Source organism: Moorena sp., from assembly GCF_982860115.1.
The window spans coordinates 16,870-30,792 of sequence record NZ_CEYLVT010000073.1 but is presented as its reverse complement, the minus strand read 5'-3'; the positions used below and the strand labels follow the sequence as shown (position 1 = coordinate 30,792).

Below are 13,923 nucleotides of genomic sequence, written 5' to 3'. Positions count from 1 at the left end.
AGTTTAGCCGAAGCCTTATCCTACAAGGATTACAGCGAGTTTACAAATCAGCTCTCAAACTTGATGAGACTTTTTCCATGACCGAATTTGCCATTGTACTATGGCTGATTTTAGTTTTTTTTGGGTCAGTCTTTTTCTTTGTAAGTTTTATCTAGCGGCAATCACATTATAACTTTTTAAGTAACTTATCATATTCAGTGTGAGAGCCAATCCAAAACCAAACTATTGTATCTGTCGTTTTTATAACTCCTACAGCACGCCAACCGATTCCCACCCTAACAGAGTATATTGGCTCTTGAGTCTGAAGTTTCTTAAACTCTAAACTTGGATGGTTGGGATTCTGTTTCCAAAGTTTATAATTTTTTCGTGCAGTCTGCTTTACTTTTTCTGGTAATTTACCAAAACAGTTTACAAAGTCATTGGTTAATTATGACTTCATAATTCATCAAAACCCATAACTTTCGTTTCCCCTATCTTAGATTCATTTAATGCTTTACGGGCTAATTCGTCTAGGAAAGAGGTTTGAGATTGTGTAATGGTGTTTTGCCATTTAAGTTCATTCTCAATATCTTCGATTAACTGATGAGCAAGTTCGTTTTGTATCTCTTCTGGTAAATTTTGTGCTTTCTGAAAAGCCTCTGTTAATAGATAAGTCATTAATTTCAGTATTTATATTGAAAAACGTCTCTAAATAAATGTTAGCAAAAGTCAAGCGAAAACATGCCTTACAGCGGCAATAGGGGCGGGGGCGCGGGTCACAGTAGAGTGGGCATCTTGCCCGCTCGAAAAGGGTAGTAGGGTGGGCAAATTCATAGCCATTGACCATTTAATCAGGAATTCTTTGACACTCCCCACGGCTAGTAGCCGGAAAACTACCACCAGCGATGCAGCGCGGTCTTGGGGAGGCAGCGCTGCATCGCTGTTCCCTGTTCCCTATTCCCTACTCCCAACATTTGTTACAAAAGTTTTCAAAAAATGTTATAATAAAAGTTTTTTGTGTTAGTATAAAAATACCGTGAACGCTAAAGCGATGCAGCGCGGTCTTGGGGGTTTCCCCCATGAGCGACTGCATCAAGAAACGTTCCACGGTAAGAGCCAGCCGCTGATTTTTCCCGGGTCTCCGGCTGGCTCTAGAGCCCCAGTTAAGGAGATACCTAATATTTTATGTCGTACTCTCAACGCCTATATCCATGGGCGCTCATTCGCCTATTGCCGAACATGCAGCGGGTGGTTGTTCGTCGTTTCCGGAACCGTTCTGACGCGGAGGGTCACTTGCAGGCCCTTAAACGGCTGATGCCTGATCAAAAATTTATTATTATCTTCGATTTAGGAGACCCTATAGACGGCGAGTCTATAGACAGCGAGTCAACTTACGATGAATCTTAAGAAGCAGGAAGTTTAGGAAGTCTGAAAAGCCCAGCTCTTCACTAATCAAATTTTAGTTTGATTCCAGAAATAGTCCTGGATGTAACTCAGTAATTAGTATTGATTCGATCAATTGTATTGTATGGCAAAACCTGTAGATAGCGATGCAGCGCGGTCTTGGGGGTTTCCCCCATGAGCGACTGCATCAAGACATTGGTAGCAAACGCTTAATCAGTCTCGCTCCTAATGCTTGGGTGCAATGGGTAACCGGTAATCCCCAAGTGCGGGCATCTCAGTTACTGGATGCTGAATTTCAATGGATTAGTCGCGAAAGCGATGTGATTGTAAAAGCTTCTAGTCCTCAACATCAAGAATTTCTGATTCTCAATGAATTACAACTACGCTATGACCAGAACATGCCTCAGAGAATGCGCAATTATGTGGCTTTAGCTGAGGAGAAATACAACCTATCCGCTTATCCGGTATTAATTAATATCTTGCCGCCCCCATCCACAGTCACAATCGTTGACTGTTACGACAAGGAATTCATGGGATTAAAAGCCCGTCAAGATTATCGGGTAATTAATCTCTGGGAAGTAGATGCTGAATTAGTATTAGGACAACCATTACCTCCCCTATTCCCATTTGTCCCGATCTTAAAAGGAGGTGGTAGCGAATCAAAATTGCGCTCAGCGGTGCAGGCGCTACGAGCGGATCAAACCTTAAATCAACTAGAACCGTTGTTAGCTTTTTTTGCTAGTTTTGTGTTAGAAATACCCTTAATTCAACAAATCATGAGGTGGGATATGACAGTATTACGAGAATCACCCTGGTATCAAGAGATTTTACAAGAGGGTGTGGCTCAAGGCATCCAACAAGAACGTCGAGGCAGTTTAGAGCGCATTCTTAAACTGCGATTTTCCGAGATTCCTGTCGAGATATCCGTCAGAATTGAAGCCTTAACTCTTGAACAATTAGAAGAGTTGATGGCAACAGCATTAACGGTTAACTCCCTAGATGAGTTTAGTGAACATTTGCCCAATTAATTAAATAAGGCCACACCCTACCTCGACCGTGGGGTGGGTTTTCCTCTTGATTTTAAAACTCCGATGAGTGACAGAACAGAGATAGTTGTGATTCAGAACGAAAGTCTCGGAATATAGCCAGCCTCTTTAATCAGCTTTTGTCCTTCATCTGTTAATAGCAACTTGCGATAGGCTTCCCCGGCTCGATCATACCCTTGATCATCTTGTTTGATTATTACAAAGAGCTGACGGGTTATCGGATATTCATTGGTTTCAAATGCTTCACTATTGAGTTGATTGCGTCCTTGCTCAGGACAATTTTTTGTTGGGAGAAGTGGGGGTTGATAGGGAGGAATAAAAGAACCAGTTTTGGAAGAAAACAAAGATAGAGGTTTGACAGTACACTGAGGAACAATCTCAGGAGCAGAAGCGTAGTAAATAGCACCTTTTGTTTCAGCTACCTTTCCCATGGCTTCAGTAGTGGTGGAGATAAAACTAACGTTTTGACTAAAATCATCTTCTCCCAAAATAGTCTCGCGAAAGAACCCAGTAGTTCCACTTTCCTTAGGGCGAGAGTAAGGGCTAATCTTTAGGTTGGGACCACCGACTTGACTCCAGTTTGTAATTTTACCTGTATAAATACCCTGGAGTTGCCCAATTGTTAAACCATTAATAGGTAGGTCAGGATGAACAGCAATAGCAATGGCATCACTAGCGACTGAAACCTGCTTAAGTTTAAATCCTTTGATTTTAGCGTCTTGGAACTCACTGTTGTTGATTGGTCGTGAAGACAGGGCGAAATAAATTTGACCCTTTAGCAACATTTTGATTCCAGTTCCTGAACCCGGTGGTAGAGTGGGATGGTGGTAATAAATCAAGTTAACGTTATGAAAAACTTGTTCTATCCTGGGATTTACCTTGTCGTGAATCGGCACCCAAGATGTGCTACCACTGTAAACCCATCTTCCTGAAGGAATCTGATCAACATAAGCAAAACACCGAATATACTGGTTGACATTTTGTTTATGATTTGAGGGTTGGTCAGGACAAGGATTGGGTAGTGTCGTTACTGGTTCCTTCGGTTTTAACCATAACCCAATCCCAATAGAAATTGCTACTATACCTAGTAAGCTTCCTACTAACTTAATCGGTAAATTTTTAGGTGAGATAGAAGGTGGCTCAGATTGTCCCTCAGATCGTTCTTCAGATGGTGGTTTATAAAGCTTTTGCCAAGTTAGTGGCTGCTCTAATGCGGATTCCCTAATACAAATAGTTGGCAACCACATAGCACCTGGATACTCTAAATTAAAATGTTCCAGGTATTTTCGTGCTGTATTAACTGAAGCAAAAAGAGATTTTTTACTGGTAAACTCCTGGAAAAAATACTGCAAGAAATCGATCGCTACTGGATCGGGTACAGGTTCTTGCATGACAATTGTACGAGGAAGATTTAACTTCCCTAGTTGGTTAGCTAAGCCTAGACCATCACAGGAATTAAAAATAGCTAACTGTAATCCTTTATCTATGGATACTTTTAGGGAATTTTTGAAATCCTCAATACTTAAACTCTCTTGGTCATTCAGCTCAATCCAACCAATTTGCCCATCTTTATCTGAGCCACTGTGACCGGTAAAAATAAAGATATGGTAGCCTTGTTTGTCCCAAAGGGCATGACATAACTCCCTGATACTAGGCTGCATCAGACAGATTACCTCTGCCCCTTTTTCTTCTAACTTCTGGATTACATTAAGATCAGCATTAGTGTTGATATTGTCACTCCTACCCACAACCAGCAAAATTCTGACTTTGGAGCAGGGTTGAGCAGGGATGATTTTATCTTCAGGGCGACCTCTGACCCTTAAGGCAATTTCCACCTGTGAGAAGTGATCTTCAAATAACTGCCACTCTTGCCAAGGAAAGTAGCCCAATTTAATGTCTTTACAATCCAATAGTACCCTGGTTTTTTCCCCGGAAAGCTTAAATTGACTCCCGATAGAAATTAAGTTATCCCGGATTTGCAGCCACTCACTATCGCCAGCATTGAGCCATTCATTCAAAAATAATTTCACATCCTGAGTGGTGTTAGTGGGAGAAGAAACTCTCACACCTTTAGGTTTGATGCGAAAACCAGTTTGGTCAGCATTAATCGGTGAGCGTACTTGTTCCACTTCTCGATAATCTGACCGCCATTTGGTGAATGATTTATCAAATAGGGGAGTTTGTTCGCGTAGCGTGGCCATTCGCGTAGCGTGGCCTAAAGGCCAAGGCCAGGGGAAAAGAATACCCCACTCCTGCGACGGATGGGGATGAATTTTCCCCTCAACTAAATACTTACGGTAACACCCCAGTCTTTCCTAGTGCTTCTAAATACTCTGACAAAGTCAAACCAGTTTTAGCTGCCATTTTTTTTAACCCGTCCCAGGCTGCTTCCGTAGTTTTAACGGTGTGTGCCTTTTTGGCTTGTCCATGTATTAGAGGTCGTCCAGTTTTTTTGGCAATAACACTTGTTATCTGTATTTATAGAAGCTACAATTAATATAGCACGGACAAAATATCGAAACTGATGCAGCTTGGATATGTCTACAAACTGAAACCCAACAAACAGCAAGAAGTCACAATGAATAAGTGGCTGGATATGCTACTAGCACAGTACAACTATCTATTGAGAGACAGGAATGATTCTTACGATCAGGCAAAGTCTCCAAGGTTAGGAAATTATTGTGATTTGAGAAGTAAGGGAGAGGCGTGTCCGCTGACTTGTTCTGTAAGTAAGTCACACTCTGTTGGGTATCCTTGGAAGAAAAGCAAAAAAAACCCTTCGGCAAAGCCGACGCTATGCGAACGTAGGACTGCTTATGAGGCTCAGAGTTCAAATCTTCCAATCCTCAAAAAAGAACGACCTTGGTACAAAACTATAAACTCAACTGTTTTACAACAGACTTTAAGGCAGTTGGATGTAGCTTTTTCAAAGTTCTTCAAAAAGGAAACAGGGCACCCTAAACCTAAAAGGCGTTCGCGATTTAGAAGTTTTAAGTATACTCCAGGACAAGTAAAGCTAGATGGTAACCGAATTTATTTACCAGGTATAGGATGGATGCGATTCCATGATTCCCGCCCTATACCAAGTGGGTTTACCTTGAAGTCCGTAACCGTTCGCCGGAAGGCACGGGGTTGGTTTGTTAGCCTCCAGATTGAAGACAAATCGGTACCAGCTTTACCTGTAAAAAACAAGAATGAAATTAGCCCGGATCGTGTTAAGGGATGTGATCTAGGAATTAAAAAGCTCCTTAGTATTTCTAATGGAGAGATAATTCAGAATCCAGCTAACGACAAAGTATTTAAGCGACAAGCCAGACGCTTAAAGTTGAGACAGCGATCTGCGAGTAGAAAAAAGAAAGGTTCAAGGAATCGTAAAAAATCTTTTTCTAAAGTAGCGTCATTACACGATCGGATTGCTAACAGCCGTTCTGCATACCACTGGAAGACAGCTAAAGTTCTAACCGATGGAACTGATGCCCTGATATTTGAGGACTTAAATATTAGGGGCATGAAGTCTCGTTGTAAACCTAAAAAGAATGAAAGTGGTGGGTACAATCCCAATGGACAATCAGCCAAAAGGGCTCTAAATCGTGCAATATCTGATGCCGCTTGGGGAGAACTGATCAAAAAGATCGAGGTCGTGGCTGCAAAGTCAGGCATTCCAGTAATCAAAGTAAATCCCAGGCATACATCTCAGCGGTGTCCAAAGTGTGATCACGTTAGCGCAGAAAATCGAAAAAAAGAAAAGTTTGTTTGCACCAATTGTGGACATCACAATGATGCTGATGTAAATGGCGCAGTAAATATCAAGATGCGGGGTCTGAAAGAACTGGGTATTGACCCCACCCAGCTACCTCTGGTTCGGGGGGAAGTTACGCCCATGGAGTTAACAGCCACTTAGTTGGTTGTGCCTGGGAATCCCCATCCTATACCGGTTGGGGAGGTTCAATTAAGTTTTCTGGGAGGGGAGGTAGACAGCCATCAAAGGTGTCAAATTCCCTAGGAATTGACGTGACTGTGGTATGGAATCCACCTTCGGCACTTCCCATTAGTTGGATCTTAATTATACTCATTGTTTTGCTGTTGAACTTGGCTTGAGATCAACTAGCCTAAACCAGCATAAACTAGCCTAAGTTATCCTAAATTCTAAATTTTTCTGTGATACTTATATCTCCCAAATTTAATCTGAGACTGAATCGTTCCTCTGGTTGGCAACTGAAATCAATGTGGATCTTGTCGTTAGTTTTTCCAGCTTGAGCTTTCATAATAGAATTTCCCGATTCATCGAGTAAATTAACCTGCAAATCTGGTGGTAAATACATTGAATCACCAGCAGGATATAGCCTCATAAAAATATCGATATCTTCAGTATCAGGAGGTTGGAAATTTACTTCCAGCAGCAGGACTACCCCTTGACCAGCTAAGTCGATTAGCTTGGCTCGCATGGTTGATCTGTCATTACCCCTTAAAGCCTCTATCGTCGCTTCTTGCTTGGAGCGCCGCTTGATACCTAATTCAGATCCTCTTTGAGATCCTCTTTCAGATCCTCTGAAGGGAGTAGTCGTTTCTAAACTAGACCTACACCTATACTGAGGTAAAAGTGATGCTGGTGCTTGCCAATCTGTTTGAAATATTTCTTCAAACCATTGGCTTATCCTCACCGATTTCTTAATCCAATCAATCTTGTCAATTAGTGTATCGAGAGATTCAAGCTGTTCTAGGGGTAAAGGGTCTAGGGATTTAGCGATCGCATCATACGGAGCAAATCCCAATAACTCTACCTGGTCTAATTGCTCATTGAACTGCACTGCCACATAGCCAATCCGGTCTTCGGTCACTTCTAGTGGCACATGCAAGGTTGACTGACCTGGTAGCACTGGACGACATTCCAATTTACCAATGTTGGGCAAAACCAGATCAGCTACATCAAACAAAGCTCTCAAACCCGGATTCCAACAATCACTTTGAGCAAGATTACTGGGAATATTGAGCCATTTTAAATAGTTGTTAACAGCATAAACTGCTAAGGTATTTAAATAGACGTGTTTTCCCTTGCGAGGGGTGGTTTGTTCAGCAGCAAACTGTGCTGCATAACTATGAGCATATGGGCTAAGAGAAACCTTAATGTTAGTTGATTCTGTAATAGTCATGGTTGATGTCCAAACGTTTTACCAATATCTTGCAGCTTCGGCAGGCATTTTTTCTTCCAGTGAGAGTAGAGAGTTTGTTGGTTAGCCTTAAATTCTCTAGCAATGTCAGCAATTCGCTGGGGTGGTTCTTGTACTAGCAACCGGATTGCTAATAGCTGACAATGACATTCGGGATAGTTGCGGGGATGACAATTGATTAGTTTCTCATCTGGATCGTTTTTAATTTCTGCGAGAATCCCTTGACTTAGACGCTGGCGTTCAGCTGTCTGGATGGCTTCAATGTAATCATCCAGTTTACTCAAGCAAGGTTTAGGGTCTGGCAATCGGTCTTCTAGAGTCCTTGAATCCTCCTCACTGTTACCGATCGGTTGATTAGTGCTAATCTTTGGATAGTTACTATCTGAGATATATAAATCTCGGATGCGCCAGCGTAAATATCCGTTGATCCAGGTTACTAAGCTTTTTTCAACGGAGGTTGAACTTGGCTCAAACTGGTACAGATTGCGGATGACCCATTCCCAGGTTCGATTTAACGCCTCTAGATAGTCTACGTGGGAAGATTTGTAAATGCCAGGTAGATTTTGAACAACGATCAGGAAACGATTCAAGGCTTTCTGCCGCTCAGGACTTGGGTCCCGGTAGCGGGATACTTCTTCAATTAGGTTTCTTAGGGTTTCATCCACAGGAGTCTTTTTACCCAGCTGCCCTGCCTTTGGCTGCCATAGTTGAGCAACACCAATGCAGCGATCACAAACCAGGATACGAGAGTCTACATGGGTGAATTTTAACTGACTTTTAACTAAGCAATTAAACTCCCAGTAGCTGCTATGACTGCTTATCGGCTGGATGCACCCTGATACATTAACCACCATTGTTAATCCTCTCGATTGCTGACCCGCAGTTGTTGTAGCAAGCCTAGATAACTCAGAGGCTGGCTTTGGCTCATTGACCAGTGGGGAGGTTGGTAATGGTGGTTCACTATCATGACTAGTACTGTTTTGAAGTCTCTATGTACTTATCAGACCTAGCTGATCATTTTATGAATCGGATTTTTGGAACCTGAGCCGGTTGACTGAAAAAATTATCCTGTGTGTTACTACTATGTAAACAGCCCAAGAAACCTTATATAGCGCTACGGGCAAGTAAGAAGTCAGAAGTCAGAAGTCAGAAGTCAGAAGTCAGAAGTCAGAAGTCAGAAGTCAGCTAGACTCACGTTTCGGAGTTTAGGAGCGATGCAGCGCCGACCTGCGGGGGTTTCCCCCACTCGCGCAATAATCAAGACAATGTCCGCTATTTGAATGCGTAGTGCTATATAATAAGGCTTTTCAAGGTTAGACTAAGTTTGTGATAATAGTGTGAATTTTATAGTGTCAAGTTTATAGTAATAGTTAATAGTCTAGCTTCAAGGATTATTTTTTTTATTAAACTTACCTATTTTTCATGAAGTTAATCATAAATTACGGAAATACCAAACATTAACAATGGGTTTTGCAAAGGTAAATACCTAAGACCTTGTTTTAATAAATAATTCAGACTATAAAGTTTTGATTTTCACTATCTTATCCTCCAATTAGATATATAGTTATGAGTAAAAGTTAGCAATAGCTTTTGATTACTTGTAGCCTAATAGATATTTTTTCGGTCAAAAAATAGTCTTTTTTTACTATACCTATATATTTTGGGTAAAGATTTTTTTAAGTCTTTAAAATTATTGATTGCTAAGCTTGAAAAATCTTTGAATTTACTCCTGTCTTCCCGAGTCCTTATTTCCTACTCCGAAGCTCCGAAACTCCCCTGCTCCGTTCGTTGCTCCGTTGCTCCCCTGCTCTGGTCACCAGGGATTTGATATAACGCCCTTTGGTAAATAAATGAGCTGAGTTCACCGTGATTTCACTAACCATAGCGCCAGGTAAACCCTGATCTGATTCACTAATTTTACCCTTGCCATTAAGAAACTTTCTGTATAAAGTGCTATACTTTAATCTATGAAAACTGTTTTGGTGGTAGAAGATAGCGTAACAGAAAGACATTACCTAACTCGCTGTTTGCAACAAGCGGGTTTGGGGGTTACTTGCGTTGCTAGTGTAGAGGAAGCTCGGGAAAAATTATCTCACCATAGGCCAGATTTAGTAGTTTTAGATGTAATTTTGCCTGGTCAAAGTGGTTTTGAGTTTTGTCGAGCCCTGAAAGTTAATCCTCACACTAGCGAGATTCCTGTAGTGATTTGTTCCACCAAAGGTACTGAGGTGGACAAAATTTGGGGAAAGATGCTGGGGGCTGATGCCTACTTAGCTAAACCAGTGAATCCAGAAGAATTGCTGTGTACCCTAGAGGAGCTAATTCAATAGTTAGCGTTTGTTGACTGTTAACCGTTAACCATTAACCGTTAACCATTAACCGTTAACCTAGGACAATTCTTGATTACCCCCACCTCCGGACTCTTGCTTCACTTCCGGACTCTCGCCTTTTTCAACTGGATCGGTCTGGCTGGGCGACGTTGTATGATACTTGCGCACCGTTGCCACTACCTTTTGATTGTCGATTGGTTTGCTAAGGAAATCAGTGGCCCCAACGATTCTGGCTCTTACTCGGTCTACAATACCATCTTTAGCCGTCAGAATAATCACTGGTGTATTGGCAAACATTGACACCCGACGGATCTGGGCGCACATTTCGTAGCCATTAACAATCGGCATCACCAAATCCAAGAATATTAAATCTGGCTTATGTTTGAGTAGCAACGGTAGAGCTTTGATAGAGTCTTGGATTCCTAAAAATCGATAACCTGCTGATTGAATCACTTCCTTCATAATTTTACAGGTTTGGGGGTGATCATCAATACAGGCTATTAATGCCTGATCAGACTTCTTCTGGGATTTTGGGGTTTGGGATTTTGGGGTTTGGGATTTTGGGGTTTGAGCTTTTTGGTTACTAGTGCCTGCCTTACCGGGGATATCTTCAAAGTTGGGAGCGATCAAGTCAGGCACTTCTACTAGCTCAATCAGTTGTTTATTAATATAAGGCTTTAGCGATCGCGTCAGCAGTAACACATCTCGTTTAACCAGGGCTGCTATATCTCGCAGGGTGCGCTTACCGTTGATTAGGCTTACCAGATTTTTGTAGGTCGCCACTGAGGTTTGCTGTTCCAAAGCCGACTTTTGCAACAGCACTGGTGCTAAGTCAGGAGAAACATCTTCCAAATCCATTTCTGACCACTGCTGCCAGACCTGTTGAGCTTGGTTAATAGTTGGTTCTACCTCTAACATCCACGTTTGTGGCAAAATCCCCTGCATAGAGGGACGTACTCCTAACTGGGCATTGAGCAAGAAATTGTCAGGCTTCTTGACCTTAGTTTCAATGGTGTGTGACGACACAGAACCATTACTGAGTTCAATTACGGTTTGCTCCGCAGAAACTAAGGTTAGGCTCTGGAGGATATCAAACAATATTTCTGCTACAGTGCCTTGAATTACAAGCACAGTCTGTTGGGGGTTGATCATTCGCTTCCGTGCTAACAGCACGATCAAGTGGTAGTCCCAGCACGACCCTGGCTCTATCTTTTTGAGGGCAATCCGATTAGGATTAATCTCAGGACAATGGTAGATTATCTGCCGACGCCAACGCCTAGTGGGATGAACACTGCCAGATGCCCATACCAAACGGCCATAGCTCAAGTAGAGGCTCCATTGCTGAGCAGTTGACACCTTCAGATCAAGTCGGCCAGTAAATTTTTCCTGACCGTAGCGTACTAGCTTAGCACTCAAGCTATTAGAGGTAGATTCAACCTTGGTTTTCATCGGCCCATAAATTCAGGCAATAGTAAAAACATGAGCAGTCACTCTAACCAAAATTAAAAATTCTTACAAATCAAGCTATTAAATACCTTGGAATTGTATTTATCATAAATTTTTGATCATTTGGATAGTAACTTGGTTTGACATACTCACCGTCCGTCTTGGAGCGGTGATTCTTGACACTTCATCGACTTACGCTACCGAGGTAGTCTTACTATTTCTCTGTGTCCGTTTAAGGTCGTGCCGATGCCCCGTGCCGACCATTTCTATATTTTTCGAGGCGTTTACGTCTCTATCTTGCTCCGTGCCACAACTTAGACAAAGTACCGAGCGTATAGATAAGTCTAGTTTTCCCCACCGGAATCCACAATCTGAACAAACTTGGCTAGTAGGTTCCCAACGGCTAATAACTCGGAAGTCATGACCAAGCTGATCAGCCTTAGACTCACATAGCGTTCTAAATTCTCTCCATCCTTGCTGACTGATTGCCCTCGCAAGTTTGCGATTCTTGATCATCCCTGATACATTCAAGTCTTCCAGAACGATAACTTGGTTTTTGTTAACAATTTTGGTTGAGAGCTTATGCAAAAAATCTTTACGCTTGTCAGCAATCTGGTTGTGTAGTTTAGCTATCTTGACGCGGGTCTTGTCTCTACGATTAGAGTTTTTCACCTGACGAGCCAATTTTTTCTGATTTTTTTGAATCTTTCGGTGTAATCTCTTGTAATTTGGACTTTTTACTTTTTCCCCGTTGCTTAATGTCGCAAATGTTTTCACCCCTAAGTCAATACCAATGCTGTGGTTATTCGCATAAGATTGAACAGGTTCAACATCCACAACGAAACTAAGGAAATATCGGTTAGCACAGTCTTTTATTATCGTTACAGAGCTGGGCTTCGATGGGAGTTTTCTTGACCAGATAGGTGTAACAATTCCGACTTTGGCAAGGTAAACCCGATCGTTCTTAATGGAAAACCCTCTTTGAGTTAATCTTGCTGATTGCTGATTCCTCCTTTTTTTGAATTTCGGGTATTTTACCTGTTTCCCTTTTCGATTGCCTTTACGAGAGTCAAAAAAATTCTTAAAGGCAATACCCAAGTCCATGACCGATTGCTGCAAAGGAACGACTGAAACCTCAGACAACCATGCTCGCGCCTCAGTCTTCTTAGCTTGTGTAATGACAAGCTTTTGTAATTCTGAATTCTTGGGGATTTTTTCAGCCTGCTTGCAGATGAAGAGTGCATCATTCCAGACGACGCGAACGCAACCGAACAACTGAGCTAGACTCTGTTGTTGTTGGATTGTTGGGTAGAACCTATATCGGTATCTGGCTTTCATCATAATTAGTGAGTTAATAGGCTAGTATACTAGCATCTAAAACTAAAATTATGCCATTTCGCAAAAATAATCAATACAGAATAAAATCTAGTGGTCGTCCATTGGACGAACACCCCATTTGCTTTAAAGGCTGGGAAGGACAAAAAGAGAAATTAAAAAACATCCCAGACTGGCAAAATCAGTTAAGGGTGTTTATACAATCTTATATATAGAAGAGCGCGTTTTACGGCGGGCCTTCAGACCCACGAAGTTAATGGTGATGAGCAAAGAGCAGATTTCCAAGACAAGCCAAATTTTAAAATTAGCTAGACAGGGAAACCCAAACGTCATCGCTGCCATGCTGAATCATAAACTTCAGCACGAAGGTATTATAGCTAAAGTTAAACTTCACGATAGCTGTTTATTGGTTTTACTCGAAGCCGACCCCGCTCCTAAACCAGGAGCGGTGGTAAGATTTATCTACCACACCATCAGCAAGCTAAAACCAAACTCAATTGATACCGTCAAAATTTTGGGGCGTAGCCTAACCGAGAAACAACCAGCATGGCGTAAACAAATTAAACTAGAAAGCATTCCGGTGGTGCTCGACTTATCTACTTGGCTAGAGTCAGGCTCAACGGTGAGAACTAATCAAGTCTATTATCCTGTCTCCTGGCCAAAAAATGAACATTATTTCCAGGGGCAACAAGCTCAATTACCTCTGCCTACCTCCGTTAAGGTCAGTGTTGATGCCCAACTTCCCCCCCAGGAGAAATTTTTGCGCTTCCAAGTAGGGTCTGGCAATGGGGCGTTGTTACAGGTAAACTACATCCAAGCAATTCTGAATGTGTCGGTTGCTGAAATTTTGTCAATTCCCCATACTGCCGATAGTGTGATTGGGATTTACAACTGGCGTGGTGAAATGCTGTGGTTGTTAGATCTAAACTCTCTGCTAGGATTTCCTGGTGTTTGGCAACCCAAGGACATGCCGAGGACAAAAATCATGGTAATCGTACTTCAAGTCAACAGCAAACTGCTGGGACTGCTGGTTTCACAAGTGGACGAAATAGAACAGCACCATTGGCAAAACTTACAACCCCCTGATCGATTATTGCCCCTCAGATTTGGACAATTTGTCAAAGCCTATCTTCCCGAAGCCAGTAGTATTATCTTAGATGCCCAAGGAATTGTTCAAGCAGCACTTGATATAAAGTATGAAGTATAAGTACAATT

12 protein-coding genes and 1 pseudogene are annotated in these 13,923 nt (G+C 42.0%); 5 read left to right on the top strand and 8 right to left on the bottom strand.

Going from position 1 to position 13,923, the window contains the following annotated elements; translation table 11 throughout:
- Positions 1–166 precede the first annotated feature (166 nt).
- Together AC4II3_RS14585 and AC4II3_RS14580 are read right to left on the bottom strand one after the other, a co-directional pair.
- Positions 167–427: pseudogene (locus tag AC4II3_RS14585) on the bottom strand (ParE family toxin-like protein); the annotation flags it as partial.
- 8 nt (positions 428–435) lie between these two features.
- The gene (locus AC4II3_RS14580; RefSeq protein ID WP_488012098.1) at positions 436–657 is read right to left on the bottom strand and encodes a hypothetical protein; all 222 of its coding nucleotides are present in this window, start codon (positions 655–657) and stop codon (positions 436–438) included.
- A gap of 872 nt (positions 658–1,529) precedes the next feature.
- On the opposite strand from AC4II3_RS14580, the gene AC4II3_RS14575 reads away from it, so the two are divergent.
- On the top strand, positions 1,530–2,411 hold the full coding sequence (locus tag AC4II3_RS14575; RefSeq protein WP_488012096.1) for an Rpn family recombination-promoting nuclease/putative transposase: 882 nt from the start codon (positions 1,530–1,532) through the stop codon (positions 2,409–2,411).
- Between the two features lie 92 nt (positions 2,412–2,503).
- Here AC4II3_RS14575 and AC4II3_RS14570 read toward each other — a convergent pair whose 3' ends face one another.
- The gene (locus tag AC4II3_RS14570) at positions 2,504–4,630 is read right to left on the bottom strand and encodes a substrate-binding domain-containing protein (protein WP_488012094.1); all 2,127 of its coding nucleotides are present in this window, start codon (positions 4,628–4,630) and stop codon (positions 2,504–2,506) included.
- Between the two features lie 323 nt (positions 4,631–4,953).
- Between AC4II3_RS14570 and AC4II3_RS14565 the strand changes: the two genes are divergently transcribed.
- Entirely contained in the window at positions 4,954–6,330 is a 1,377-nt protein-coding gene (locus AC4II3_RS14565) for an RNA-guided endonuclease InsQ/TnpB family protein (protein ID WP_488012092.1), read from the top strand.
- 25 nt (positions 6,331–6,355) lie between these two features.
- On the opposite strand, the gene AC4II3_RS14560 is transcribed toward AC4II3_RS14565, so the two are convergent.
- The 3 genes from AC4II3_RS14560 to AC4II3_RS14550 all read right to left on the bottom strand — a co-directional run bounded on the left by AC4II3_RS14560 (position 6,356) and on the right by AC4II3_RS14550 (position 8,451).
- Positions 6,356–6,502 (bottom strand): hypothetical protein, encoded by a 147-nt coding sequence (locus AC4II3_RS14560; protein ID WP_488012090.1) that lies wholly within the window; start codon positions 6,500–6,502, stop codon positions 6,356–6,358.
- 66 nt (positions 6,503–6,568) lie between these two features.
- Positions 6,569–7,579 carry a DUF1822 family protein gene (locus tag AC4II3_RS14555; RefSeq protein WP_488012088.1) on the bottom strand — a complete coding sequence of 337 codons (1,011 nt, stop codon included), beginning with the start codon at positions 7,577–7,579 and terminating at the stop codon, positions 6,569–6,571.
- A complete protein-coding gene (locus AC4II3_RS14550; protein WP_488012086.1) occupies positions 7,576–8,451 on the bottom strand; it encodes a hypothetical protein in 876 nt (291 codons plus the stop codon). The genes AC4II3_RS14555 and AC4II3_RS14550 overlap by 4 nt, the downstream gene beginning before the upstream one ends.
- 1,113 nt (positions 8,452–9,564) lie before the next feature.
- On the opposite strand from AC4II3_RS14550, the gene AC4II3_RS14545 reads away from it, so the two are divergent.
- Positions 9,565–9,927 (top strand): response regulator transcription factor, encoded by a 363-nt coding sequence (locus tag AC4II3_RS14545; RefSeq protein WP_488009914.1) that lies wholly within the window; start codon positions 9,565–9,567, stop codon positions 9,925–9,927.
- A gap of 57 nt (positions 9,928–9,984) precedes the next feature.
- Here AC4II3_RS14545 and AC4II3_RS14540 read toward each other — a convergent pair whose 3' ends face one another.
- Together AC4II3_RS14540 and AC4II3_RS14535 are read right to left on the bottom strand one after the other, a co-directional pair.
- Positions 9,985–11,376, bottom strand: coding sequence for a response regulator (locus AC4II3_RS14540; RefSeq protein WP_488009912.1), 1,392 nt, complete (start codon positions 11,374–11,376; stop codon positions 9,985–9,987).
- A 189-nt stretch (positions 11,377–11,565) separates the two neighbouring features.
- Positions 11,566–12,711, bottom strand: coding sequence for an RNA-guided endonuclease InsQ/TnpB family protein (locus AC4II3_RS14535; protein ID WP_488009920.1), 1,146 nt, complete (start codon positions 12,709–12,711; stop codon positions 11,566–11,568).
- Positions 12,712–12,761: 50 nt separating this feature from the next.
- Here AC4II3_RS14535 and AC4II3_RS14530 point away from each other — a divergent pair, with 50 nt between their 5' ends.
- A complete protein-coding gene (locus tag AC4II3_RS14530) occupies positions 12,762–12,923 on the top strand; it encodes a hypothetical protein (protein WP_488009911.1) in 162 nt (53 codons plus the stop codon).
- A 47-nt stretch (positions 12,924–12,970) separates the two neighbouring features.
- A complete protein-coding gene (locus AC4II3_RS14525; protein ID WP_488009909.1) occupies positions 12,971–13,915 on the top strand; it encodes a chemotaxis protein CheW in 945 nt (314 codons plus the stop codon).
- Positions 13,916–13,923 lie beyond the last annotated feature (8 nt).